This window comes from Alcaligenes sp. CHO6, assembly GCF_037120595.1.
GTDB lineage: Bacteria > Pseudomonadota > Gammaproteobacteria > Burkholderiales > Burkholderiaceae_B > Alcaligenes > Alcaligenes ammonioxydans.
This window is the reverse complement of the sequence record NZ_JBANCI010000001.1, coordinates 1-25,571: the sequence shown is the minus strand read 5'-3', so window position 1 is coordinate 25,571 and position 25,571 is coordinate 1. Positions and strand designations below refer to the sequence as shown.

Sequence of the window (25,571 nt, the reverse complement as noted above, 5' to 3'; positions counted from 1 at the left end):
GATCAAATCAGGCAAGCAAAGATTTACTTCTTGCTGGTAGCAGCGGTAGCAGCAGCGGCAGCAGCCTCAACCGTTTTGTTGCCAGCTTCCGTCACTTGAGCAGCCGCTTTCAGGCTGGCATTGGTCGCTGCCTGAATGTTGCTTTCAGCAGCATCAGCCGCCTGGCGGGCCGCTTTCACCACGGTTTCAGCGGCATTGGTCGCTGTGGCAAACGAAGACTTCAACAACGCAACAGCGCTTTCGGTGCCAGTAGGAGCATTCTTGGCCAGTTGATCGATCGCATCAGCGGCGTGCTGTTGACCTTGCGCCAACTGGGCTTCCGCAATGCGCGACAGATTCAATTGCAGGTCGGAGAAGATGTCGTAAACGCTTTTGCCGTATTCCAGAGCCTGAGCCGCGCTGGGTTTGGCCACGTTCTGCGACAAAGCCACCACGTCTTGCACATCTTTAGCGTTGATAGCCTGCTGGGATTGACCAGCCGCTTGCTCCAGCGAGCTGCGCAGCAGATTCAGGTTCAAACCAACCAGCTTCTCAAAGCCCTGCAACAACTGACCTTGAGCGGCGAACAGGTTGTTCAACGTCGCTTGTTGAGCTTGCAGTACATTTTGGGGAATAGCACTCATGATGTTTTCCTTGGAGATACGTGGCCTGGGTCAAGCCAGCGTGAAATTAGTGACTGTGTTACTAGACAGGGGTCTGAAGAAGGCCCGGCCCACTCGCAACTACGCAAGGCAAACCTTCTATGTTGCACCGCAACAATTCCACTTTAAGCGCTATCCAAAACAAAGTCAACGGGATTTGCTGCAATGCAACAAATGCCGTTGACTATGTACTCAACGCAGGCAAAACCGCCTGAAAACAAGGGTCTAGCGCTGTTTGTCGTAACCCAGGGTTTCAGAGATTTTGGCAGCAGTATTGAGTAAAACCGGTATCCAGTCGTCATGCAGACGTTCAGCCGGAGCAGACAAGGAAAGGCCCGCCAACAGCTTGCCCGTGTCGTCATACACCCCCGCCGCGATGCAGCGCACACCCATCTCCAGCTCCTCGTTATCACGGGCATAACCCAGACGACGAACCTGGGCCAGCTCACGTTCCAACAGATCAAGTTGGGTAATGCTGTTCCGAGTCGCGCCAGCCAGCCCGGTGCGCATCACGTAAGCCCGCACCTGTCGGGGCTCCCAGGAGGCCAAAAAGAGCTTGCCAGTCGAGGTCAAATGCAAAGGCGCGTGCCCACCAATGGCGCGCACCACCTGCATGCCCGAACTCTCGCTCCAGGATCGCTCCACATACACAATTTCATCCCCTTGCTGCAAGGAGAGATTCACCGTTTGCCCAGTGTACTTGTGCAGTTCACGCATCGGTCCCAAAGAGGCGGCGCGTACGTTCAGACGCCCCTTGACCAGAGAACCCAATTCCAGCAGACGCATGCCCAGACGGTACAAACCGCTGTCCACGCGCTCGACATAACGACCGACGACCAGATCATTGAGAATGCGGTGCGTCGTAGAGGTATGCAGGCCAGTTGCCGCCGCCAGATTCTTCAAGGCCACTGGCTCGGACTGCTTGGCCAGTTCGTCCAGGAGAATCATGGCGCGTTCCAGAACCTGGATCGACATCTGACCCCCGTTACTTGACGACGCGCTAGAAGGCGTAAAGGAATTTGTTGTCATTATTGGCAGAATTATGATGCAACGCAACAAATTCCATAATATGAAATGCGCGCGTGCTTGGCAAGCGCTATTTTAGCGCAGGGCTCAAGCTCCCACCCAAGTCAAGCACCTGTTGCCGCAGGTAGGCCAGGGCCTCGGCGGATGGTTCCGCCTCCCCCTTGACGCCCAGCTCAATGTGCGGCTGTCCGCCTGCCTCCCCCACACTGGGCAGGCTGAAGGCTTTGACTCCTGGCCAATGAAGCTCGACATGTTCCATAGCCGGTGTAATCCGCGACTCTGGCAAATTGAATGCCAGGAAGGAATGCTCCACCCGATGAGCTTGATGATGCAGGTCGCGGTACCGGGTATCCAGCGTCCACTCCATCATGGGCCAGGCCATCACGGGAAAGCCGGGCATGAACGTGTGATTGCGAATAAAAAATCCAGGGATCTTGTTATAGGTGTTGGGAACAATTTCAGCACCTTCAGGAAACACCCCCATTTGCAGGCGCTGCTGGTTTTCCGGCAAAGACATATCAGCACTGCCCAAGCCATTGCGTTCATTTTCAGCACAACGCTCCGCAATCAGGGCCGCAGCCTCTGGGTGCAGCGTCAACTCCACGCCCAACGCCTTGGCAGCAGCCTGTCGAGTCTGGTCATCGGGCGTGGCACCAATCCCGCCACAGCAAAACACGATATCCGGTGTTGCAAAACTACGTTCCAAGGTTGCGGCAATGGTGTCCAGATCATCGGGAATGATCTGTGCGCCCCCCAGTTGCAATCCTCTGGCTCCCAGCAGTTCAATCAGTTTTGAAAAATGTTTATCGTAGCGACGTCCCGACAGGATTTCGTCACCGATGATAATCAAACGAATAATGGCTTGATCGTTAGTTGTCATGGTCAATAAGTGGATGAGTGGTCGCAACTGCTTCTTGCTGACGCAGGCGACGTAGGTTTTCCAAAGAGAAATGCGCAAATACCAGCGCCGAGAACACGGGTAAAACCAGCCAGGCCGGCGGAATCAGGTTCAACAAGGCAAAAATCAGACCAATCAGCCAATATTGACTGCTCAGACGGGACCAAAGATATTTGCGTTCCTGCACATTGGCATGTTCCACCAGCGCGTCCACCCGCAATATCCGTGTGAGTGCAAAAACCCACCACAACACCGGCAAAATCAGCGCAAAAGGAGGAAAAATCCATAAAGGCAAGGTCAGGAGCCACCCCACTACAAACAGGGTCCCCACCCACACCGCGTTCCAAACACTGTAGACCGTGGCATTGTGTCCCTGTTTGATGACATCGGGATAATCTTTCTGCTGCAAATGCCCCAGAACCAGGGGCATGACCAGCACTGCCGCAAGGACCAGCCCCAGCACCCCTGCCAGGGGCAGCAAAATCCCAATCGCCAGCAACGGTACCAGATACACTTTCAGTGAAAACAAGCCGAGGCCCACCAGCCACTGATCGACGGACTCAAAGGCATTCCAGCCGCCGAGCAGCTCCAGCAACCAGGTCTGGATAGGAGTCCATAACAGCCAGCTCAGTAAAATCAGCCCCACGAACATGATCAGAAAGGGCATAAGCAGGGCCATCAGCATGCGTGGCTGAAATTGCGACACCAACGATCGCTTGAAGGCGGTGGAAATGCTGGCCCATCCGCCAGCAGGGCCCGAGCGCGAGGGGGCGGACGATGAAAAGGACATATGGCTCCTGCTAAGCAAATTCAATTACCCGAGTATCATAGACACAGTCACTTCTTTTTGTCTGTATGAAATTATGGCCTTGTTCAACGCCCAACATGATCTGCCCGCCCTGGCGGCCCACCTGCACGCCCAACCCGATGCCCTGTTGATTGCCTGTTTCTGTGCCCAATGGTGTAAGACCTGTCAACAGTATCAGCCCGCCTTTGAAGCCTTGGCTGCGCAGTTTCCCCAGGCCTGTCTGGTCTGGATCGATATCGAAGAGCAACCCGATCTGTTGGGCGATGAAGATATCGAGGACTTCCCCACCATACAGATCCAAAATAAAAATGGGACCGTTTTTTACGGTCCCATGTTGCCTCATGTTGAGCATCTGGAGCGTCTGGTGCAAAGCATTTCAGAACGCAGCCCGGTCCTGAATGCCGGGCCTGGAGATTTGCGCGCCTTAGTAGCGGCCGCCGCCTAGCAAAACCCCCACCGAACGCTTGCGCGTGGTGTTGGAGGGCGTTGTCACCGCAGGCTTGGGGGCCGCCGCGCTGGAAGGCTCGTAGGGTTTCAGGAAAAAATCGTCTATGGGTGGCGTGTTCGACTGGTACGAACGACGTTCGCCACGCTCGTGACGGCTGGAACCCGAACGAGACGAGGACGGCGCCGAGGGCAAATCCAGCTTCAGGCGGGGAACCGGGTTCCCGATGAGTTTTTCAATTTCTTGCAGCAAATGCTCTTCGTCCGGCGCCATCAAGGCAATGGCCTCCCCGGACGCCCCCGCACGACCGGTACGGCCAATACGGTGCACATAATCTTCGGCGTTGTATGGCAGATCCACGTTGATCACGCAAGGCATGCCAGCCACATCCAGACCTCGTGCCGCCACATCGGTGGCTACCAGCACGTCCACAGTCCCGCTCTTGAACGCATCGAGTACTTTCATGCGTTCCAGCTGACTCTTGTTGCCGTGAATGGACTCGGCCTTGATACCTTCACGCTCCAGATAGCGGGCCAATTGCCCAGCGCCAATCTTGGTATTGGAGAAAACAATCGTCTGAGTCAGCTTCTTGGTCTTGACCAGATGCACCACGGCACGACGCTTGTCCTCAGCCGACATGGGGTACACCACCTGCGTGACCGTAGAGGCGGTTGCATTGCGTGCGGCCACTTCAATTTCGACAGGATCGTTCAGGAAAGTGCGTGCCAGCTTGCGGATTTCCTTGCTGAAAGTGGCCGAAAACAGCAGGCCCTGACGATTTTTGGGCAGCAAGGAAACAATACGGTCCAGATCAGGCAAAAAGCCCATATCCAGCATGCGGTCTGCCTCGTCCAGCACCAGAATGCTGACCTGGCTTAAATTGATGGTGCGCTGATCAATGTGATCGAGTAAACGGCCCGGGGTGGCAATAACAATTTCCACACCCCGCCGCAGCGCTTCTTTTTGCGGTCCGATATCCACGCCGCCAAACACCACCGTCGAGCGCAGCGGAACCGACTTGCTGTAGAGCGCAATGCTCTCAGCCACCTGATCGGCCAGCTCGCGAGTGGGCGTCAATACCAAGGCCCGCACCGGGTGACGGGCAGGCGACGCGCTGGTCGTGGCATGTGCCATCAGACGATTCAGGATAGGCAAGGAAAAAGCGGCCGTCTTACCTGTACCCGTCTGGGCTGCCCCCATGACATCACGGCCGGCCAGCACCACGGGAATGGCCTCAGCCTGAATAGGCGTAGGCTTGGAATACCCCGCTCCGGTAACGGCGCTTAATATTCCTGGGTGCAGACCGAAATCAGCAAACGTAAGGTCATTGGAGGTCGAAGGAGTTTTATCTGTCATGTACGCAAAAAGTCGGCTTGCCACGAGTGGCAAGCATTTGTAACAATCCTATTTTAACTTATGCCCGCCTGCCTCAACAGCAGTGACGAACAGGTAAGTACTCGCGTCAGGATTTTAGGGCATCAAGGCACGTATCAGCCAGAACGCCACCATCCCGGCCACGATTACCCAAACAGCGTTACGGGTACGGATAAATACCAGCACAGCTACCAGGCTGGCCAGAGCTTTAATATCCAATCGGGGGGTGTCGCCGTAAGCCCAAGGCAAAAGTTCCGGGATGATGATTGCTGCCAGAGCAGCCACCGGAGCAAAGCGCAAGGCGCGCCGCATACGTTCGGTCAGGGGCAGCAGATCACCAAACATAAAATAGCCTGAGCGGGTGAGCAAGCTGCACAACACCAACAGGGCGATTGCACCCAAAACGTACCAATCATACTGCCAATCGCTCATCACCGTGCATCCCTATGCCGTTGCAGTTGTTCTGCCGCCACGCCCGCCAGCACGCCACCCAGCACCGCAGCGACCAGTCCTAAACGCAAGGGCAGCACCTGTCCGACCCACGCAATCACGCTGGCGGTTATCAGACAGGCCCACATGGCGCGGTTGTTGACCAGCGGAATCAACAGCGCCAGCAAAGCCAGAATGGCCGCAAACTCCAGCGACCAGGAAGGCGGCACATAGGCACTGAGCACAATGCCAGACAAGGAGGCAATCTGCCAACTTAGCCAGCCAGGCAAAATAATGCCCAGGTAATACCAGAGATGCTCACGCGAGCCGCGCTCTTTGGCATCTCCATACTTGGACATGAACAACACAAACACCATATCGCTGGTGATATAGCCCAGGCCCAGGCGTTTTTTCCAGCTCAGATGACGAAAAAAGGGCTGCAGGGCCGCGCCAAAAATAATGAAGCGAATATTGACGATGAAACCGGCGGTAAAAATCAGCCACAAGGGCGCGTGAGACTCAATCAGGGGCAAGGCAGTGAGCTGGGCCGAGCCGGCATACACAAACAGCGTCATCAAGGTGGCTTCAACACCACTTAACCCCGACTTGACCATGGCCACGCCCGTTACAAACCCCCACACCACCGTGGCAATCAGGGCAGGAATAAAGTCGATAAAACCGGCGCGCATATGCACACGATCCTGTGCACGGGGCAACAAGGCCGATAATCTTGTGATGGCTGACACGCCGTCTCCTGAGATGTGCTGCCCGCAAGCGCTGAACAGCGGTGACAGCTTTACTTATGATTGGCCTTATTCTAGAAGCAAAACTCGGGCACGAACATCTTGCGCAGTCGATAAGGTCAAGAAAAAACAGGCCGTGTCTTGCTACAATCGCAACTCTAGGCACGTAATGTTCGGCACCGCCGCTACGTGTACGGTATGTTTACCCTTGTCATTGTTTATCAGGAACCCTATGAGCGCCGCTATCGAACCTAAAAAAGCAGATCACGAACTGATTATGGTCGGAGCCGACGATCTGCCCGTGCACTGCCCCCGTCCTGGCAGCCCACTGTGGAACATGCACCCTCGCGTGTATATCGATATCAGCAAAACCGGTGAGGCCGCCTGCCCTTACTGTGGTGCCCGCTACCGCCTGAAAGAAGGCGAGAAAGTTCACGGTCATTAATTTCTGAAACTGGCTTCGTTGGACCCTACTGCTTCCCCCTCTGGCAATGCGATGGAACCGGGCTTGGCGCCCGGAGTAGACGCGCAACCCTGGCGTCACGCCGATCCGGTCGCCCGCCTGGATTCCAGCGCCTGTCCCCTGCCGGCCTGGCTGCCTGGCGGACACCTGCAAACCATCCATGGGGCTTTTTTCGCCCGCCATCACCACATCGCCTTTGTTCGTCAAAGAATCGACACACCGGATGGTGACTTCCTGGATCTGGACTGGACCGGGCCCGGTCTGTTTGCCGACAAATTGGCTAGCGGCGCCACAGCTCAACCTGACGCCCACTTGTCGCGCACTGCCGCCCGACGCTGGATGCAAGACCAGGACTGGAACAGCTTGCCGGCGACGGCCGACACGCATGCCCTGGTCCTGTTTCACGGACTGGAAGGCAGCAGTCGCAGCCATTACATTCAGGCGATTGCGCAATATTTCCGCGCTCGCGGCTGGATTGTCGTGGTGGCCCATTTCCGGGGTTGCTCCGGCTTTCCCAATCGCATGGCACGCGCCTACTATTCGGGTGACTCAGAAGAGGTCAGCTTTATTCTGAATACGGTGCGCACGCATCTACCCCATGTGCGCTGGCATGCGGCCGGCACCTCACTGGGTGGCAATGCCATGCTCAAATACCTGGGCGAAGCGGGCGACGAGGTTTCCTGGCTGCAGGCCTGTGCGTCCATTTCGGTTCCGCTGGATCTGGTCGCCTGCGGTCGCTATCTGTCCGAGTCCCGCATGGGGCGCTGGTTCTACTCGCCCTATTTCCTCAAAAGCATGCGCAGCAAACTGCAGGACAAAGCCCATCGATTCCCCGGCATGGTCGATACCGCACGTCTGAATCAAGCGCGTACCTTGCGGGACTTTGACGATATTTATACGGCGCCGATGCATGGTTTCAGCCACGCCCTGGATTATTGGACACGCGCCTCCAGCAAACCCTTGCTGCGCCACATCAAAGTGCCCACACTGGTCCTGAATGCCCTGAACGACCCATTCGTGCCACAAGTCAGCCTGCCCACCATTCAGGATTGCTCGGACGCCATCTTGCTGCACCAGCCCGCACAAGGCGGGCATGTGGGTTTCATCACAGGGAGTATTCCCGGCAATATGGGGTGGTTGCCCGCACGCCTGGCCCGCTTCTTTGAAACCAATAGCTGATACCGACTGAGCTCACCGGCAAGCGGCGCATTGCTCAAGAGCGGAACCGCTCCAGCAAGACGCGCTCGCTTTCCACCCGTTCGCGTAATTGACGAATCTGGGTATCCAGCTCGGACTGCTGATAAAAATCCTGCGTCAAATTACGCGCCTGCTGCAGTTGTTCCACCGCGGTAGGCAAGGCCCCGACCAGTTGATAATACTCAGCCATGGCGCGCCGGGCTTTTACGCCATCCCCGAGGCGATCGTAAGTCTGGGCCAGCAACTGGTGCAGTTGCGGCTCATCGGGCCATTGCTTGATGCGCTCCAGCAAAAATGCCTGGGCCTGATCATTTTGACCCAACTGCTGCAGAACCTGTACATAGGCCAACGCCACTCCTTGGCTCTTGGGCCAACGCTGCCATGCCTGCTTGGCCAGATTCAGCGCGCCTTGTATGTCCCGATCGGCAATCGCAATGCGAATATCCAGGGTATCCAACTCGGGAGCCTGATACTTGCCCTGCGCTCGGGCCTGTGCCAAATGCGCACGCGCCTGCTCATAATCCTGACGTCCTTGCGCAATATAGGCCAGACCGTACTGGGCTGCCGAACGCTCCACCTCGCTTTGTGACTGATTCGTACTTTGCAGCGCCTGCTCCAATGCTCTCAGGGACTGCCCTCCTCCAGCCTGCAGCACCATCAGCTTGGCCCGGATATACCAGAATGAGGGCGTGTCCTGATACTGTTTGGCCGGCAAGCCCCGCACGCGGTTGCTGATATCCGACTCGCGTTGCTGAGACATGGGGTGCGTACTGGCGTATTCATTGGCAGTGGCCCGCTCGTTCAGGCGCGAGGCGGCAGCCAGGCGCTGAAACATCTGCACCATGCCTTGGGGCTCGTAGCCGGCCTTGAGCAGCATTTCAAAACCCAGCCGGTCGGCCTCCTGCTCAGCCTGACGCGAAAAACCCAGCTGACGATCCACCGCCGCCGCCTGACCAAACGCGGCTGCCCCCATCGCCAGATCGCCACTACCGGCCAAGGCGCCCAGCAAGGCGCCGGCCAGAGCGGCAATCAGCAAATGGTTGCTCTGTGCGCTTTGCGTAATGCCACGCGCCACGTGTCGCTGCGCTACGTGGGCGATTTCGTGAGCCAGCACCGAGGCCAGCTCGGACTCGGACTTCGACGCCGTAAACAACCCGCTATGAATGCCAATGTATCCCCCCGGCAATGCGAAAGCATTAATACTGCTATCGCGCAGGGCAAACACCGTGACGGGTTGTGCCATGGCGGGGCCATACTGGGCCAGCTTGCGACCCATGTCAGTCAGATACTGGTTGATGTCCGGGTCCGACACGTATTCAGGCGAACGCCTGCCCTGCTCCATGATGGCATTGCCCAAGGTACGCTCCAAAGCCGGCGACAGCTCGGCCCCCGAAGCCGCTCCCATGGAGGGAATCCCCACAGGCTGAGCCTGTACCGGCAGCGCCGGACTGAAAGCCAGCGACAGGGTCAGACACAAAGACAAGGTGGAACGAGCAGGTCTAAACGACATGGATACTCCCGACAAAATCAATTGGCCCTGACCATCATAGCGCTGCCCGGCTTGCGCGATTCTGGCAAACGGTGACGCGTCGACAAACGCATCAACGTGCCTAAGGCATACAACAGGCCAAATACTTCCACCAAACCAGCCAGCACCCACATAATCAGGCCACCCATAACCTGATCCGCCAGGGCGTCCATACCTGGAATGGCACGACCACAGAGATCAAAAATCGGATAAAGGTCGTATTCGGTGAACGTGATGACGGCGCCCACGATCATTTGCGGCACCATCGTAATGACCGGCGAAAGTATACGCCCGCCCACCGACAAGCGGGCTGGAGGCGAAGGGCGACGATCCAGAATGAGGTTCCAGTACAGGATCCCGCTGATAACCACAGACCAGTTCATCAGACGGTACAGACGCCAGTCCAACATGGAGTAAAACTGCACCGTGGGCAGCATCCAGATCAGAACCAGAAAAACGAACAGGAAGGCAACCAGAATCGGGTTGGTCAAGATAGCCTGAACGCCTCGCCCAACAGGACGGCGCAGCCATTGCGCCAAGGCTCGACGCCCGCTCAGGGGCAGACCGGCACGCAAGGTTTGGCCGGGATAAGCCCCCATCAGGAACAAGGGACCCAGATGATGAAGAATCAAATGTTGGGCCCGATGGATGAAGAACATGCGCTCAGCGTAATAATCCAGGCGCGTGTGCAAGGAAAGGTAGAGAAGAATCAGGCCAATCCAAAAGAAGGACTGGCGCAAAAGATTGGGGCGGTGCACTTGCCGCCCCCGGACGTACAGAATAATGACCAGCAGAAAGGTCAATAGCAGAACAGGAGAGAACTCCCAGGGTGTCAGCCAGTCGAGCAAGGACATAGCAGCGCCATCCGCAAATCCAGTTGCGGTTTAGTTTATAGCAATACGCTCGCGCCCTGCCCACTTCACATTCAACACACCGGGATAATCCCGAATCAGCCGTGCGCGCTGCATCAGCTCGGCACGCAACTCGGGCGGACAGGTCAACGTCACGCAGGCCGTATCATGCGTGTCGGAATGGTCAACCTGCACATTGGCCACACGGATACCCGCCGTATTCAGGTCTGAATAGATACGACGCCGAATCTGAGCCAGATCGCCACGTGGGCAGACAACCGTCAGGCGAGAGACGGACAAAGGAGCACGGGCACGCAGGGCAGAAGCCTGGATGCCGGCACGGCGCAAAAAGAGATCAAAAATACGCATACATTCCCCCTATTGCACATGAACGTTGCAACACATCAGGATTCGGAAAAGCCAAGGGCTTTCCAGAGAATGAAATGGCGGGGAATTGAGGGCAGCAGAACAGCTGCCTGAGATACCACGCCCTGAGATTACCAGGACGCGGCAAGCTGTGAAGGAATCAGCGGGCCTGAACGCGCCTGGACATGGTTAGGTCGAACATAGATCGACTAGCACTGTCGCCGGGGTCGGGATTCACCACACAGCTCCTATAAAACGAAAGAACTTGCATTGTAACGTGCCCCTGCTTCCTTCACAAGGGAAGACCTGTGAAAAACCTTTACTTTACAAGGCACTTGATGTGTTTAATACACAGACAGATCCAGCCAGCCCAGGTGGCGGTACACCGCCATGATGATGTGTACCAGCCAGTACAGGCTAATGTTCACAAACGCGACGCTTGCGATAACGGCGGTCAAGACAGAAGGCCAGCCATGTTGATTATGCCGCTCGCTTTGCGGGTTGTAGAGAGCATCAAATTTTTTCGGATTGCGCAGGGCCAAGACCACCGCTTCGATTATCCCGGCGCTGACCGGCAAAATCAGCATGTTCGGGAACACATCGTCCAGCCCCTGCTTCCATGCCACCGTGCCCCCTATGGCCAATGCCGTCACCATCAAAGGGATATACCAGTAGCGACGACCCAGATACCAGCCATGCGCGCCGATCGCCCCCAACAGCAAGGACAGGCAGGCGGCGGTAAGCTGATGACGAAATGGTTTGGTCTGTTCCAATGACAAAGTCGGGTGGGGCATGCGGAGCATCCAGTCCGGGCTTGTGTTGTCAGCCATTGCTCACAGCTGTCACGGGCCTGACGGCAAATTGACAGCCACCTTCCCGTACAATACCCGAATTACTTCCTTGCCGTCATGAGGTTCCCATGAATGCCACTGACTACGACATCGCCATTTGTGGCGCCGGTCCCGTAGGCGCAGCTTTGGCGCTAATGCTGGCTGCCCAGCACCCAAATCCGTCACGTATCGCCGTTCTGGGGAAAAACTTCGACCTGGCCAGCACCGAACATGCACAGGGCGACCCGCGCACCCTGGCTCTCAATCACGGCAGCCGCCGCCTGATTGTGAACCAGCTCCAGGCCTGGCCGGAGCGCGCGGCCCTGATGCGCACCGTGCATGTTTCCCAGAAAGGACGACTGGGCCGCTGCCTGATTCAGGCTGACGAGCTGGGGGTGCCTGATCTGGGCGCCGTCGTCCATTACGACGATTTGCTCTGGGCCTTGCACGCTCGACTGCGAGACAGCGGCGTGACCCTGTTGCCCGCGCAGCAGGCGCAGACCCACAGCGCCCCCGGACAGATTTTGGTCGATCACGATAGCGGGCAGGCCACTGCCTTACTGGCCGTGCAATGCGATGGCGTCCGCCCCAAAGGGGTGCGCCGCGACTATGGTCAGCACGCCTTGCTGACCACCGTGCGCGCCAGTCAGCCTCAAAGCGGCTGGGCTTATGAACGCTTTACGGAAAATGGTCCCTTTGCAGCCCTGCCCCATCCTGATGCGCCGGATCTGTACGCAATCGTCTGGTGCAACAGCCCTGAGCGCAGCCAGTCCCTGGCCGAACTACCTGTTGAGCAGTTCCAGACCGCCATGCTGCACGCCTTTGGCGAGCGTTTGGGACAGCTGGAGCTGGTATCGAAACGCCACATTTTCCCCCTCGCCTTTCATGCCGGCCCCAGCCGCCTGTCCGAACGTCTGCTGGCCGTAGGCAATGCGGCCCAGACCCTTCATCCGGTGGCCGGCCAAGGCCTGAACCTGGGCTTGCGCGATGTCGCGCAATTGTCACAGTGCCTGGCGGCCTGGCAAGCAGATTGTCGGCAAAACCCAGACCCATTTCTGGCTCGTTACGCGCGCCTGCGTCGCCCTGATCGCTGGCTGACGGCGGCCATCACGGACACGCTGCCACGCTTGTTTGCGACCAGAAACCCATTGATCCAGCATGCCTGTGGTCTGGGGCTATTGGCCATGGACACCCTGCCTTTTGCCCGTCAGCCATTTGCCCGGCAACTTCTGCAAGGGATGCGCGCGTAAGCACACTGGCTGCCAAGGCCCCGAATCGGGGCTAACCCTTTTTTCTTCTTGCAAGTCCTTGCGCACGAACCGGTGTCGCAGGGTTAAAATCTTTCCCATGCGTATCGGCCCCTGGACCCTTCCCAACCCTATTTTCATTGCACCCATGGCGGGAGTCACAGATAGACCTTATCGTCGTCTGTGCAAGACCTTGGGCGCAGGCTATGCCGTCTCGGAAATGGCTGCCAGCAACAAGCGTTTGTGGGACAGCGTGAAAACATCACGGCGCCTCAATCACGAGGGCGAGGCCGATCCGGTGGCAGTACAGATTGCCGGTTCCGACCCCGAGATGATGGCCGAGGCAGCGGTGTTCAATATCCGCAAAGGCGCCCGCATCATTGATATCAATATGGGGTGTCCGGCCAAAAAAGTGTGCAATGTCGCCTCCGGTTCCGCCCTGCTGCGCGATGAGCCGCGCATCATCCAGATCCTTGAGCATGTTGTCAAGGCATGTACTCCCTACCAGGTTCCGGTTACACTCAAGACCCGCACCGGCTGGGATGCGCAATCGCGCAATGCTGTTCGTATTGCCCGCTTGGCCGAGGATATCGGCATCGCTGCTTTGACCTTGCATGGCCGCACCCGCTGCGACTTCTACCAGGGCCATGCCGAATACGACACCATACGCGAAGTCAAAAACAGTCTCTCTATTCCGGTCATCGCCAATGGGGATATCGATAGTCCCGAAAAGGCAAAATTCGTACTAGAGTACACCGGAGCGGATGCCGTCATGATAGGCCGAGCCGCGCAAGGACGCCCCTGGATTTTCCGGGAAATCCTGCATTATCTCGAGCATGGCGAACATCGCGCTGCCCCCACCTTTGGCGAGCTGCGCGATTGCATGATCGAACACCTGCAAGACCATTACGCTTTCTACGGGCAGCACACTGGAGTACGTACTGCCCGCAAGCACATAGGCTGGTATCTGTCGGACATGCCTGACGCCCGACACTGGCTGGATCAGATTAATCGTATCGAAAACTGTGCAGATCAATTAGAAGCCATTACTCAATGGTTTCAAGAATGCGACCTGGACCAGCCCTACCTGCAATAAAAGTCAGCCATGTGGCTCTTTTGTATTTAAGTACTTCGTATACCTTCAGAAAAAAATGTCAACGACCAACCCACTAGAACAGTCCGTACGTGAACGCCTCGAGCGCTATTTCGCCGATCTGGGCGAATCCGAGCCACGCGATCTGTTGTCGATGGTCATCTCGTGCGTGGAACGGCCTGTGCTGCAAGTTGCCCTGGAAAAATCCGCAGGCAATCAGTCCAAGGCCGCGGAAATGCTGGGCATCACGCGCAGTACCTTGCGCAAGAAGCTCAGTGCCCACAACCTGCAACCCTGATTCCTAACTCTCACGTCTCACCTTCCATGAAAATCCAGACAGCTCTTCTTTCTGTCTCCGACAAAACCGGTATTGTCGAGTTCGCCCAAGCACTTGCCCAACGTGGCGTGCGTCTCCTTTCCACAGGCGGCACGGCCAAGTTGCTGGCCCAGGCTGGCTTGACCGTCACCGAAGTGGCCCAGCACACTGGTTCGCCAGAAATTCTGGATGGCCGTGTCAAAACACTGCATCCAAAAATTCACGGTGGTCTGCTGGCTCGTCGCGACAGCGCCGAACACTTGAAGACGCTGGAAGAACACGACATTGACCGTATCGATCTGCTGGTCGTCAATCTTTACCCGTTCCGTGAAACCATCGCCAAGCCCGGCTGCACCTTCGCCGATGCGGTGGAAAACATTGATATTGGCGGCCCTGCCATGCTGCGTGCAGCAGCCAAAAATCACGGCACCCCCGAAGGCGGCGCCTGTGTCGTGATTGACCCTGTTGATTACGAACGCGTGCTGGCGGATATGGACGGCCCTGCCGGTCACCCTTCTTACGGCCTGCGTCTGGAACTGGCGGCCAAAGTGTATGCTCACACGGCCGCTTACGACGGCGCGATTGCCGCTTACCTGAGCAGCCTGGCTCAAGCCGAGCCCGCCCAGGACAGCGCCCCCGAAGTGAACACATGGCCCAATGTGCTGACTATTCAGCTCAAACAGGAACAGACCCTGCGTTACGGCGAAAACCCGCACCAAAGCGCTGCCTTTTACACAGACGGCACCATTGGCGACGGTCTGCTGGGCCGCTACAAGCAATTGCAGGGTAAAGAGCTGTCTTACAACAATATTGCAGACGCCGATGCAGCTTGGGAGTGTGTGCGCAGCTTTGATGCCGGCGCTTGCGTCATCGTCAAGCACGCCAACCCTTGCGGCGTGGCGCTGGGCGAAACTGCCCAAGAGTCTTACCGCAAAGCCTTCCAAACCGACCCAACTTCGGCCTTTGGCGGCATTATTGCCTTTAACCGCGAAGTGGACGAAGCCGCTGCCCAAGCGATCAGCAGCCAGTTTGTAGAAGTGCTGCTGGCACCTTCCTACACACAAGGCGCCTTGGACGTATTTGCTGCCAAAAAGAACGTACGCGTACTCAGCATTCAGCCTGGTCAGGCGCACAACGCCTTTGACGTGAAGCGTGTCGGCGGCGGCTGGTTGGTGCAAACACCTGACACGTTCCGCGACAACACCGAAGGCTTCAAGGTTGTGACGCAAGTTCAACCTACGGCTCAGCAAATGCAAGACATGCTGTTTGCCTGGAACGTGGCCAAGTACGTGAAATCGAACGCTATCGTGTTCTGCGGTCAGGGCATGACGCTGGGCGTGGGCGCAGGCCAGATGAGCCGTGTGGACTCCGCCCGCATCGCGTCCATCAAGGCTGAAAACGCTGGCTTGACCCTGCAGGGTTCAGCCGTCGCATCCGACGCCTTCTTCCCCTTCCGCGATGGTCTGGATGTGGTTGCCGAAGCGGGCGCCACCTGCGTGATTCAACCCGGCGGCAGCGTGCGTGATGACGAAGTCATCGCCGCCGCCAACGAGCGTGGTATTGCCATGGTCCTGACCGGCACACGCCACTTCCGTCACTAATATGCGAATCCTGGGCATAGACCCTGGCTTGCGTCGCACTGGTTTCGGAGTGATCGACGCCCAGGGGCCCAGCTTGCGCTATGTGGCCAGCGGGACCATTGTGGTCCCGCCTGATCTGCCTCTGGCAGAGCGGCTAAAGCTGATTCTGACTCACATCACGGAAGTGATTGAGCACAGCAAGCCCGATACCTCTGCGATCGAAAAAGTCTTTGTCAACAGCAACCCGGCCTCTACCCTTTTGCTGGGGCAAGCTCGGGGTGCCGCCTTGTGTGCGCTGGCTGTAGGTGGACTGGATGTGCATGAGTACACCGCTTTGCAGATCAAGAAAACCGTCACCGGCAGCGGTCATGCTGCCAAAGAACAAATCCAGCTGATGGTACAGCGGCTCCTGCAGCTGAACGGCCTGCCTGCGCCGGACTCGGCCGATGCCCTGGCCTGCGCCATCAGCCATGCTCATCACAGCAGTGTGGTGGGCGGCCTGCAAAAAAGCGGAGCCATCACCACCGGGCCGCGCCGTCGCATTCGCGCTGGCCGGATCTTGGGTTAACTATCCAGAAGGAATGTCATGATAGGTCGCATCCGGGGTACCTTGATCGAGAAACAACCGCCTACCATCTGTGTGGATGTGGGTGGGGTTGGTTATGAAATCGATGTGCCCATGAGTACGCTCTACCAAATGCCGGAACTGGGCGCACAGGTCAATCTGTACACCCACCTGGCTATTCGTGAAGATGCTCACGTGCTGTTTGGCTTTTCCAGCCTGAACGAGCGCAGCACGTTCAAGGCACTGATCAAAGTCACCGGCATCGGTGCCCGCACGGCCCTGTCCTTGCTCTCGGGCATGAGTGCTGAAGAGCTGGCCGATGCTATTACACGCCAGGAGACTTCCCGTCTGGTGAAGATCCCCGGTATAGGTAAAAAAACTGCCGAGCGTCTGTTACTGGAGTTGCGCGGCAAGCTGGGTGCGGACCTGGGTTCCAGCGGTACAGTCAGCGCGGTGCCCAACAGCCGGGATGACGTATTGCATGCTCTGGAAGCTTTGGGTTATTCCAGCAAGGAGGCCAGTATTGCTGTCAAAGCCTTGCCGGATGATATTGATGTGTCGGAAGGGATCAAGCAGGCACTGAAGTCGCTGTCACGCGCTTGATACCACACTGCCATGTATAAAAAAACCGGGCTGTTCATAGGAACGGCCCGGTTTCTTTGTCTATACAGGGGGCAACTTATCCATCATGACGCTTATTGATGAGATGAGGTACGGGCTAACTGCCCTATTGGCTTACTGTGGTCTGCTCGTTTGCTCGTTTGCTCGTTTGCTCGTTTGCTCGTTTGCTCGTTTGCTCGTTTGCTCGTTTGCTCGTTTGCTCGTTTGCTCGTTTGCAACTCCAGTTTGACCCGCTTTTTGAAACATGGGCAAGATCAATGCCTGCGTCTGCAACCCATTTAACGCATCAAGCAAGCAGACGCCCCAGGGCGGACACATCCACATTACCGCCACTGATCAGTACGCCCACCTTGCGGCCTTGCAAATCTCCCTGCCGCATTACCGCCGCGGCCCCCAAACAGCCTGTAGGCTCCACCACCATCTTCATGCGTTCCGCAAAAAAACGCATGGCCTGAACCAGCTCGGTATCAGGCACCGTCAAAATATCCGTCACCATGCTGCGAATCAACTCAAATGTCATCGGTGCCAACGCTTGGGTCAGTGCCCCATCCGCAATCGATGCAGGCGGCGCAATCTTGACGATCTCCCCACTGCGCAGGGACTGCTGGGCATCATCTCCTGCCTGCGGCTCCACCCCAAAGACTTCACAAGCCGGAGCCATGGCCTTGACCGCCAGCAAGCAGCCCGACAGCAAGCCGCCGCCTCCTAAGGGCGCGTAGAACTGTTGCAAGTCCGGCACGTCCTGCAACAGCTCCAATGCGGCCGTACCCTGCCCCGCGATGACATCGGGATGTGCAAAGGGGGGAATCAGGGTCAACCCCTCACGATCCACCAACTCTTGTGCAATCTGGGCACGATCCTGGGTCAGGCGGTCATACTCGATCACTTTGGCACCATAGCCGCGCGTCGCAGCCAGTTTGGCAGCCGGAGCATCCGAATTCATGATGATGGTGGCCGGTATGCCCAAAAGCTTGGCCGACAAGGCGACCGCCTGCGCATGATTGCCAGAGGAAAAAGCCACGACACCTGCTTTTTTCTGCTGCTCGTTCAACTGCGCCAGCGCATTGAAGCCACCGCGAAACTTGAAAGCACCAATACGCTGAAAGTTCTCGCACTTGAAGTAGACTTCGCCATTCAGGCGCTCGTTCAAGGTGGCAGAAGTCAAGACTGGTGTACGGTGTGCCACAGGCGCCAAGCGTTCAGCGGCGGCTACAACATCAGCAAAAACAGGTAATTCCAGGGACATGGCTAAAATCTCGTTTGAAAACTCCAGTCCACATTATGGAGGATGCCTCGCAACGTGGCCTAGCCCTGAGTGCTTAAAACCGGGTTCCGGCACAAGGTGTGAAGCATGAGAGGTCTACGGCCGCTCATCCCACGCCGGTGACGGTACTCAAGCGGCTTGCGCTTGGTGTACCATACTGTATATTCAATCAGCGTAGTCATCATGGCCATTCATTCCGATTCGCTCTCCAGCCTGCCTTCTGAACAGCGCATCATCACGCCCAAGCCCCTGTCGCCCAACGAAGAGTCCATCGAACGCGCCTTGCGACCCAAGATGCTGGAGGACTATGTCGGGCAAGCCCGGGCCCGCGAACAGCTGGAAATCTTTATCGCGGCTGCTCGCCAGCGCCAGGAAGCGCTAGACCACGTCTTGCTGTTTGGCCCTCCCGGTTTAGGTAAAACCACCCTGGCTCACATCATTGCCCATGAAATGGGGGTGAACCTGCGCCAGACTTCCGGTCCCGTGCTGGAGCGTCCCGGTGATCTGGCCGCCTTGCTGACAAATCTGGAACCCAACGACGTTCTCTTTATTGACGAGATCCATCGCTTGTCCCCCGTCGTGGAGGAAATTCTGTATCCAGCGCTGGAAGACTTTCAAATTGATATCCTGATTGGCGAAGGCCCGGCCGCCCGCAGCGTCAAACTGGATTTGCAGCCCTTTACCCTGGTCGGCGCGACCACTCGCGCCGGCATGTTGACCAATCCCTTGCGCGACCGCTTTGGCATTGTGTCTCGCCTGGAGTTCTATGACGTCAAAGACCTGACGCATATCGTGGCGCGCAGTGCGGGGCTGCTTAATGTCAGCACAACCGATGAAGGCACTTACGAAATTGCCCGCCGTTCACGCGGCACACCACGTATCGCCAACCGGCTCTTGCGCCGGGTGCGCGACTACGCCGAAGTCAAAACCGGCGGCATCATCCATACCGAGTGTGCACAAGCCGCCCTGTCCATGCTGGAAGTGGACCCGCAAGGTCTGGATTTGATGGACAGAAAACTGCTGGAAGCCATCGTGCATAAATTCGACGGTGGCCCAGTGGGCGTAGACAGTCTGGCCGCTGCCATTGGTGAAGAGCGCGACACCATCGAAGATGTGATCGAACCGTATCTGATCCAGCACGGTTTTTTGCAACGCACCCCCAGGGGCCGTATTGCTACCCTGAACACCTGGCGTCACTTGGGGCTAACGCCTCCACGCAACACACAGGGTCAGGATCTGTTCGACGCAGAATAAGTACTTAATCCCGGCGAGCCCAGGGGCGAAACACCAATAGCAAGGTAATCGCAATCGACACGGCGGCAGCCAGCAACAAGGCTGTCAGCCAGTGCAGATGCGTGAAAGTCAGCGCCAGCGTGGTGCAAAACCCCGCCAGGCTACCTGTCCCCCACAACGCTGAACGCAAGGTCGCTACCAGGCTTGCCGCACCCAAGGTTTGATGAATGGTCACCGCCACCACGGTGTAGCCAATGGGGAAGGCCATAATCAGCCCTGACAAGCTCGGTCCCAGCAGGGAGCTGCTGGTGGTCACGATAGCGACCAAAAGTCCAGCCAAAGCCCCTCTGAATATCAGCAAGCCCCAGCCCGCCTTCGCTTTGCTGCTTCCTTTCATGCCGGCCAGACGGCGCGAAACGCGCAAGCTGAACGCAGTCACAGCAATAAACAAAGCCAGGCCCAGCAAGGGCTGCACAGGCATAAAGGACAGGAGCAAGGCTGCCACCGCCCAACCTGCCACTGCACACAATAAGGTGCGCCAGGGCGACAGGGTGGGAGCACAAAGAATGATGAGCAGCAAGAACAGCTGAGTCGCGCTTAGCGAATACACGGCATAGGTTGCCGCCTGCTGCACATAATCGGCAGGAAACTGCTGGGACAGAAAATAAAAGCCGGGGCCCAATACCATAGGCAAGCCCGCCAGCGCACCACCAATCAAGGGCCCAAATACCCCGACTGACCACGAAACCAGAACAACAACCAAAGCAGTGGCGGCCATGCGAACAGCCAAGGCAGACCACGCTGTATCAAGAAAAGCAGTTTCCACGGAGCTATCTTGCAGTGAAAGCAGATATCAGGAGCTGCCCGACTCAGCGCTATCAAAGACACTGAAATCGGACGGCTTCTTTCACCCTTAGCTCACCACACTCCAGTCCAGAGCCTGGCCGGCAGCCAGAGGAATCAACGGCTCACCCGCCATTTCCACGGACTCGGGAATGGTGAACTGGCTACGTTGCAACGTCATGGTTCCTTCATTGACCGGCAAACCGTAAAAAGCAGGGCCATTCAAGCTGGCAAAGGCTTCCAGGCGGTCCAGACGACCGGCCTTATCAAAAGCCGAAGCGTACAGCTCCATAGCGTGCAGAGCGGTATAACAGCCCGCACAGCCACAGCTTTGTTCTTTGCGGCTACGCGAATGCGGCGCACTGTCTGTGCCCAGGAAGAAACGATTGCTATCGCTGGTGGCGGCATCTACCAAAGCCTGACGGTGCTTCTCGCGCTTCAAGACGGGCAGACAATACCAATGCGGCTGCAGGCCACCCTGGAACAGGGCATTACGGTTATAGAGCAAGTGGTGGGCGGTGATGGTTGCGGCAACCGGGCCTTCGGCCTGGCTCACGTAAGCGGCGCCCTCTGCCGTGGTCAAGTGCTCAAACACCACTTTCAGCTCGGGGAAAGCCTTGCGCATGGGAATCATCACACGCTCGATGAACACGGCCTCGCGGTCGAACAAGTCGATGCTGGGGTCCGTGACCTCACCGTGCATCAGCAACGGCATGCCCGATTCCTGCATCTGGGCCAGCACCTTGGAACAGTTCTTCAGCAAATCTGTCACGCCTGCATCGGAGTTTGTGGTGGCGCCGGCTGGATACAGCTTCACGCCATGCACAAACCCACTTTCCTTGGCGCGAACGATTTCCTCAGGCTGAGTATTGTCCGTCAGGTACAAAGTCATCAAAGGTTCAAACTTGCCGACATACTCGGTTTTGGCCAATGCGCTCAGAATACGCTCGCGATAGGCCAGTGCCTGTGCAGTGGCTGTAACGGGCGGGGTCAGGTTGGGCATGACGATGGCCCGGTCAAATTGTGCCGCCGTATGGCCCAAGACCGATTCCAGCACAGCGCCATCACGCAGGTGCAAATGCCAATCATCAGGACGACGAATGACCAGGGTATCCACAGTAGGGCTCATATCTTTACTCAATCTCAAACAAAGAACCCGCGCTTTGACGCGTTATGCAAGCGACGGGCATCACCATTGCCTTCCAGCAGGCCGAATCCATCATTATGCTACAGCTACCCGTGCCGCGCATGACAGACACGGCAATCCTGAGCCTGGCCGCAGCCTGTCCTGCCCTTGCCCGTAAACACGGGAAAATCTGCTTACAGACCTGCAAAGCGCAGGCTCACAAAGGGCTTGGACGTACAGGGAGTATCACGGTATGCTGACAGACAAGTCGTGCCCTAGCGCATAACCCGCCCCTTCAACTCGTTTCTCAGGAGTTCCGTTCATGGCCAGCACTGAAAAAAAGCCTGCTACCCGCAAACCCAATGCAGCCTTCATGAAACCACTCACTCCTAGCCCAACACTGGCTGCGGTGATTGGCTCCGACGCGCTGCCGCGTACTGAAGTTACGAAGAAAATCTGGGAATACATCAAGAAGCACGATCTCCAAGACCCCAAGAACCGTCGCAACATCAATGCCGACGCCAAACTGCGTCCCTTGTTCGGCAAGGATCAGGTCTCCATGTTTGAACTGACCAAGCTGGTTAGCGCTCACCTGAAATAAGCAAGGGGTGCCCAGGCACCTCTGGCACTATCGGGCCGCGCCGCTGAGCTTTCAGCCGCGGCCCTTTTTCATCCTGCGGCATCCGGCCTTCTGTTTTACCGTCTTCATGTCGATTTCACTGCCTACCCCAACCATCCAAACGCCCCATGTACTGTGCTGGCTGCGTCGTGATTTGCGCCTGCAGGATCACGCTGCCTTGCACCACGCCTTACAAAGCGGACTGCCCGTTGCCTGTGTCTTTGTCTTTGACAGCACCATCCTGGACTCCTTGCCGGCCGATGACGTGCGCGTCGCGTTCATTCTCGACAGTCTGCAATCCCTCCAGGAGCAACTGCGCCAACATGGCAGCGAGCTGATTACCGTTCACGGCGACCCGGTACAGCAAATTCCCTTGCTGGCAAACCATCTGAATGCACAGACTGTTTATGCCAATGAGGACTACGAGCCGGCCGCCTTGACACGGGATCACGCAGTCAGCCAGTCCCTTGCCGCTCAAGGCCGAGTGCTAAAGCTGTTCAAAGACCAGGTAATCTTTGCACGCGATGAGATTCTGACACAGCAAAAGCAGCCTTATACCGTATTCACTCCCTACAAGCGCAACTGGCTGGCGCGTATTCAGCCAAGCGATATACAGGCGTATGACTGCTCACAGGGGCAATGGGCACCACTTCCCGCTCAGGCACTTCCGTGCTTGAAGGAGCTGGGTTTTCACGAGGAAGCTCGCACCAAACTACTCAGCCCTGCGGGCTGGCAAGGCGCACAGACCCTGCTGCAGCAGTTCGAACCAAGAATTCACGCCTATCACGAACGCCGAGACTTCCCAGCCAAACGGGGTGTCTCTTACCTGGCTCCGCACCTGCGCTTCGGCACACTGTCCATCCGTCAGGCAGTAGCACTGGCTTGGCCCAGCGACTCCGAAGGCGCAGCTACCTGGCTGAGCGAGTTGATCTGGCGCGAGTTCTACCAACAATTCCTGTGGCATCACCCCGAAACCGCACAAGAAAGTTTCAAGCCAGCTTATAAGAACCTTCCTTTTCCTAACCGCGACGACTGGTTCCAGGCTTGGAAGGACGGACAAACCGGCTACCCGATTGTTGATGCCGCCATGCGCCAATTGAATCAGTCAGGCTATATGCATAACCGCCTGCGCATGATCAGTGCGTCCTTTCTGGTGAAAGACCTGTTGATAGACTGGCGCTGGGGAGAACAGTATTTTGCCCAAAAACTGCTTGATTACGATATGGCTTCCAACGTGGGGGGCTGGCAATGGGCCGCTTCTACCGGCTGTGATGCCCAACCGTACTTCCGCATCTTTAATCCCATCACCCAATCGCGTAAATTTGACCCAGAGGGACAGTTCATACGACGCTATGTTCCTGAATTGGCGTCCTTGGATAAACAGGCGATTCACGCACCTTGGCAAGCCAAACAACTTCCCTTGGCATTTCGCCTGGGCCAACATTACCCGGCCCCGATTGTGGATCACGATACCCAACGGCATCTTGCTTTGGCGCTATTCAAGCAGGCAGGAGAGCAAGAAGCAGCGGATTAAATACGTTTAAGGATAAGTATGTCAAACAGCTCCAGACCATCACCGCCAGCCAGCACCGCTGTAGTGCTGCAAAATTTGCAAGCCGCCCACCCTCAGGCCCAAGTGGCCGTCCTGGATTTCGCAAGCGACCATGCGGAAATAAGCCTGGCTCATAAAGGCGTGCCTGTTCACACCGAGCATTTTCCAGAACTGAGTGGCACCCAGTTGCTATCCCACTGTTTTACCAACTCTCACTCCCGTGAGGCTCAGTTGGAACATGGTATTGAGCTTGTGGAAGACGCGATCATGCCAGCCAGTCTGGACCTGCGTCAATTCATGGTGTTTGCGACGGGAGAGTACGCCGAAGATCTGGGCGTCTGGCTTAATGAAGCTCAAGGTAGCGAACAGCACATCTTGAGTCGCGACATGATTGATGATCTGTTCACGCTGTATGCCGCCGCCAGCCAAGGAGCCATCAGCCTGAAGATGGTGAATGCAGGCTCCTTGGAAAATATCCATGAGCTGATCAATAATCAGAATCTTGGAATCTATCTTCTGCTACTGCGCGAGTGCATGCACCATATGCATATCGAGCAGGTTCACCTGTTGGCACCCTGATACCGGCTCAGCAGACAAAAGCCTGTCGGACCTGCCTCTCCACACGGGTCAAGCACGCACCAACACCCGCCTACACGTACAAAAAAAGGTGCTCATCAGAGCACCTTTTTTACTTTTCACCCGATCAGGGGCAAATCCTTGGAAAGGGTGGTGTCACTTTAATAGTCGTGACCTAAAGCCTGCCCACCCGCCAAGGCTAACCAGCCTTTGATCAGACGGTGAATAATCCAGACCAGAGCCACCAAGGCGGTAACCCAACCGATAAAGATGGATGTCAGCAAGGCGCTCAAAACCATCCACAACAGGCCCCACCAGAACGTCTTGATAAGCCAGTCCAGATGACTGGCATAGATCGTGCCCGATGCGTCACCACGCTTGACGTAGGCCAGAATTACAGCTGCCACAGCCGCTGCACCGAAGATACCTGCACTAATCATAGCCAGAGAAAACAAGCCATAGCAGATGTGCGTGATCTTGCGCAGCGACAAGCCTGGTTCGAGCTCGGGGCTAATGGGCTGAGTCATTCGGTTCTCCTGAAACAAGCATTATCGATAACTATACCGAACTATTTTACCCATACTTTGGCGATTAACCGTATGACAGTGGCTGAGCTACCACCATGACCTTTGCAGAAGCAAACAATCGGCAGTAAACCTGACCGTACCTATATGCTCAAGCAGCATGCCCAAGCGGTGCATATCAGCTTGTTGATGCCCCAAGCTCTAACTTCCAACTGCATCAGGATGTCACTTGTACGATTGTTGATGTGGGTGGGGTGAGCGCAGGGAGGAGCGTACTCAGGGCGGTGGGCCTAGTTAGGGGCGGTCAGCGCGAGCAAGAGGCAGACCCAGGGGAGACGCCTTCGCCCTTGAGGCTTAAGGGCACCCGTCGCCTCTGAGGAGTGCCGCGATCACCCGGCAGATAGACAACGGCTTGATGCGAGAGGCTGAGGTTCAGCAAGCCGCTAAGGCTGAACCCGCCCCTCGTAGGGCTGCCATCGTACAGGTAGCACCCGCAGAGGACTCAACATCAACCCTCAAACCCAGGAAGCATACGCAATAACTGACCCCATCGGCTTGGGCCAAAAGGCGTAGTCTGCAACAAGAAGGGATAAGCGGTGCCCAGAACGGGCTTGGGAAGGGGTGGGGTACGTCTGAAGTCGTAACCCAGGGGCCAGACGATCAGCATCGTTCAGGTGTGTCCGTCGCCGATGCGGTGGCGACCCATAAAACAAAACCCCCGCAAGGGATGCTTGCGGGGGTTTTGAGCAATAAGAGCTTGACGATGACCTACTTTCACAGACGTCCGTCCACTATCATCGGCGCAAAGGCGTT

At 56.9% G+C, this 25,571-nt stretch carries 28 protein-coding genes; 13 read left to right on the top strand and 15 right to left on the bottom strand.

From position 1 onward, the window contains the following. Positions 1-23: 23 nt before the first annotated feature. The 4 genes from phaP to V6936_RS00125 form a co-directional block, all read right to left on the bottom strand. Positions 24-623 carry a TIGR01841 family phasin gene (gene phaP, locus V6936_RS00140; RefSeq protein WP_003803121.1) on the bottom strand — a complete coding sequence of 200 codons (600 nt, stop codon included), beginning with the start codon at positions 621-623 and terminating at the stop codon, positions 24-26. Between the two features lie 243 nt (positions 624-866). Next, entirely contained in the window at positions 867-1,616 is a 750-nt protein-coding gene (locus V6936_RS00135) for an IclR family transcriptional regulator (protein WP_003803119.1), read from the bottom strand. A 121-nt stretch (positions 1,617-1,737) separates the two neighbouring features. Continuing rightward, positions 1,738-2,547, bottom strand: coding sequence for a competence/damage-inducible protein A (locus V6936_RS00130; RefSeq protein ID WP_059318578.1), 810 nt, complete (start codon positions 2,545-2,547; stop codon positions 1,738-1,740). Then, positions 2,537-3,355 (bottom strand): EI24 domain-containing protein, encoded by an 819-nt coding sequence (locus V6936_RS00125; RefSeq protein ID WP_003803115.1) that lies wholly within the window; start codon positions 3,353-3,355, stop codon positions 2,537-2,539. The genes V6936_RS00130 and V6936_RS00125 overlap by 11 nt, the downstream gene beginning before the upstream one ends. A 73-nt stretch (positions 3,356-3,428) precedes the next feature. Here V6936_RS00125 and V6936_RS00120 point away from each other — a divergent pair, with 73 nt between their 5' ends. Next, positions 3,429-3,818 (top strand): thioredoxin family protein, encoded by a 390-nt coding sequence (locus V6936_RS00120; protein ID WP_336579221.1) that lies wholly within the window; start codon positions 3,429-3,431, stop codon positions 3,816-3,818. On the opposite strand, the gene V6936_RS00115 is transcribed toward V6936_RS00120, so the two are convergent. From V6936_RS00115 to V6936_RS00105, 3 genes are all read right to left on the bottom strand, one after another. Then, positions 3,798-5,174 (bottom strand): DEAD/DEAH box helicase, encoded by a 1,377-nt coding sequence (locus V6936_RS00115; protein WP_080584990.1) that lies wholly within the window; start codon positions 5,172-5,174, stop codon positions 3,798-3,800. The genes V6936_RS00120 and V6936_RS00115 overlap by 21 nt on opposite strands. Before the next feature lie 114 nt (positions 5,175-5,288). Further along, positions 5,289-5,624: an AzlD domain-containing protein gene (locus V6936_RS00110; RefSeq protein WP_003803109.1), complete on the bottom strand. Its 336-nt coding sequence runs from the start codon at positions 5,622-5,624 to the stop codon at positions 5,289-5,291. After that, a complete protein-coding gene (locus V6936_RS00105; protein WP_003803107.1) occupies positions 5,624-6,310 on the bottom strand; it encodes an AzlC family ABC transporter permease in 687 nt (228 codons plus the stop codon). Before V6936_RS00105 ends, V6936_RS00110 begins: the two co-directional genes overlap by 1 nt. A gap of 286 nt (positions 6,311-6,596) precedes the next feature. On the opposite strand from V6936_RS00105, the gene V6936_RS00100 reads away from it, so the two are divergent. Together V6936_RS00100 and V6936_RS00095 are read left to right on the top strand one after the other, a co-directional pair. After that, positions 6,597-6,809: a zinc-finger domain-containing protein gene (locus V6936_RS00100; RefSeq protein WP_003803104.1), complete on the top strand. Its 213-nt coding sequence runs from the start codon at positions 6,597-6,599 to the stop codon at positions 6,807-6,809. A 51-nt stretch (positions 6,810-6,860) separates the two neighbouring features. After that, positions 6,861-8,006 (top strand): YheT family hydrolase, encoded by a 1,146-nt coding sequence (locus V6936_RS00095; RefSeq protein ID WP_131071848.1) that lies wholly within the window; start codon positions 6,861-6,863, stop codon positions 8,004-8,006. A 34-nt stretch (positions 8,007-8,040) separates the two neighbouring features. Here V6936_RS00095 and V6936_RS00090 read toward each other — a convergent pair whose 3' ends face one another. The 4 genes from V6936_RS00090 to V6936_RS00075 all read right to left on the bottom strand — a co-directional run bounded on the left by V6936_RS00090 (position 8,041) and on the right by V6936_RS00075 (position 11,599). Then, a complete protein-coding gene (locus V6936_RS00090; protein WP_301605943.1) occupies positions 8,041-9,534 on the bottom strand; it encodes a M48 family metalloprotease in 1,494 nt (497 codons plus the stop codon). Between the two features lie 17 nt (positions 9,535-9,551). Beyond that, the gene (locus V6936_RS00085) at positions 9,552-10,406 is read right to left on the bottom strand and encodes a cytochrome c oxidase assembly protein (RefSeq protein WP_131070836.1); all 855 of its coding nucleotides are present in this window, start codon (positions 10,404-10,406) and stop codon (positions 9,552-9,554) included. Between the two features lie 30 nt (positions 10,407-10,436). Continuing rightward, positions 10,437-10,772 carry a hypothetical protein gene (locus tag V6936_RS00080; RefSeq protein WP_003803097.1) on the bottom strand — a complete coding sequence of 112 codons (336 nt, stop codon included), beginning with the start codon at positions 10,770-10,772 and terminating at the stop codon, positions 10,437-10,439. 341 nt (positions 10,773-11,113) lie between these two features. Further along, on the bottom strand, positions 11,114-11,599 hold the full coding sequence (locus tag V6936_RS00075) for a hypothetical protein (RefSeq protein WP_336579220.1): 486 nt from the start codon (positions 11,597-11,599) through the stop codon (positions 11,114-11,116). 89 nt (positions 11,600-11,688) lie between these two features. On the opposite strand from V6936_RS00075, the gene V6936_RS00070 reads away from it, so the two are divergent. The 6 genes from V6936_RS00070 (at position 11,689) to ruvA (ending at position 17,003) form a co-directional block, all read left to right on the top strand. After that, positions 11,689-12,849, top strand: a complete 1,161-nt coding sequence (locus tag V6936_RS00070; protein WP_003803094.1) for an FAD-dependent monooxygenase — start codon at positions 11,689-11,691, stop codon at positions 12,847-12,849. A gap of 97 nt (positions 12,850-12,946) precedes the next feature. Next, positions 12,947-13,942, top strand: a complete 996-nt coding sequence (gene dusB / locus V6936_RS00065) for a tRNA dihydrouridine synthase DusB (RefSeq protein WP_003803091.1) — start codon at positions 12,947-12,949, stop codon at positions 13,940-13,942. Positions 13,943-13,997: 55 nt separating this feature from the next. Beyond that, a complete protein-coding gene (locus V6936_RS00060) occupies positions 13,998-14,237 on the top strand; it encodes a helix-turn-helix domain-containing protein (protein WP_003803089.1) in 240 nt (79 codons plus the stop codon). 26 nt (positions 14,238-14,263) lie between these two features. Then, the gene (gene purH / locus V6936_RS00055; protein ID WP_003803087.1) at positions 14,264-15,856 is read left to right on the top strand and encodes a bifunctional phosphoribosylaminoimidazolecarboxamide formyltransferase/IMP cyclohydrolase; all 1,593 of its coding nucleotides are present in this window, start codon (positions 14,264-14,266) and stop codon (positions 15,854-15,856) included. Between the two features lies 1 nt (position 15,857). Further along, on the top strand, positions 15,858-16,403 hold the full coding sequence (ruvC, locus tag V6936_RS00050) for a crossover junction endodeoxyribonuclease RuvC (protein ID WP_336579218.1): 546 nt from the start codon (positions 15,858-15,860) through the stop codon (positions 16,401-16,403). Between the two features lie 18 nt (positions 16,404-16,421). Then, positions 16,422-17,003 carry a Holliday junction branch migration protein RuvA gene (gene ruvA / locus V6936_RS00045; protein ID WP_336579217.1) on the top strand — a complete coding sequence of 194 codons (582 nt, stop codon included), beginning with the start codon at positions 16,422-16,424 and terminating at the stop codon, positions 17,001-17,003. A gap of 304 nt (positions 17,004-17,307) precedes the next feature. Here the strand turns inward: ruvA and V6936_RS00040 are convergent, their stop codons facing one another. Beyond that, positions 17,308-18,267, bottom strand: a complete 960-nt coding sequence (locus V6936_RS00040) for a threo-3-hydroxy-L-aspartate ammonia-lyase (RefSeq protein WP_003803080.1) — start codon at positions 18,265-18,267, stop codon at positions 17,308-17,310. A gap of 201 nt (positions 18,268-18,468) precedes the next feature. Between V6936_RS00040 and ruvB the strand changes: the two genes are divergently transcribed. Then, complete coding sequence (gene ruvB / locus V6936_RS00035) at positions 18,469-19,539, top strand: Holliday junction branch migration DNA helicase RuvB (protein ID WP_003803078.1); 1,071 nt, start codon at positions 18,469-18,471, stop codon at positions 19,537-19,539. 4 nt (positions 19,540-19,543) lie between these two features. Here the strand turns inward: ruvB and V6936_RS00030 are convergent, their stop codons facing one another. Then, positions 19,544-20,296 (bottom strand): hypothetical protein, encoded by a 753-nt coding sequence (locus V6936_RS00030; RefSeq protein WP_131070839.1) that lies wholly within the window; start codon positions 20,294-20,296, stop codon positions 19,544-19,546. Between the two features lie 135 nt (positions 20,297-20,431). Then, entirely contained in the window at positions 20,432-21,490 is a 1,059-nt protein-coding gene (gene pyrC / locus V6936_RS00025) for a dihydroorotase (protein WP_003803075.1), read from the bottom strand. A gap of 319 nt (positions 21,491-21,809) precedes the next feature. On the opposite strand from pyrC, the gene V6936_RS00020 reads away from it, so the two are divergent. The 3 genes from V6936_RS00020 (at position 21,810) to V6936_RS00010 (ending at position 24,237) form a co-directional block, all read left to right on the top strand. After that, on the top strand, positions 21,810-22,088 hold the full coding sequence (locus V6936_RS00020) for an SWIB/MDM2 domain-containing protein (protein ID WP_003803072.1): 279 nt from the start codon (positions 21,810-21,812) through the stop codon (positions 22,086-22,088). Between the two features lie 106 nt (positions 22,089-22,194). After that, positions 22,195-23,640, top strand: a complete 1,446-nt coding sequence (locus V6936_RS00015; RefSeq protein ID WP_051010453.1) for a cryptochrome/photolyase family protein — start codon at positions 22,195-22,197, stop codon at positions 23,638-23,640. 18 nt (positions 23,641-23,658) lie between these two features. Then, complete coding sequence (locus V6936_RS00010; protein WP_051010451.1) at positions 23,659-24,237, top strand: hypothetical protein; 579 nt, start codon at positions 23,659-23,661, stop codon at positions 24,235-24,237. A 158-nt stretch (positions 24,238-24,395) separates the two neighbouring features. Here V6936_RS00010 and V6936_RS00005 read toward each other — a convergent pair whose 3' ends face one another. After that, positions 24,396-24,761, bottom strand: coding sequence for a DUF4870 family protein (locus V6936_RS00005; RefSeq protein ID WP_003803067.1), 366 nt, complete (start codon positions 24,759-24,761; stop codon positions 24,396-24,398). Between the last annotated feature and the right edge of the window lie 810 nt (positions 24,762-25,571).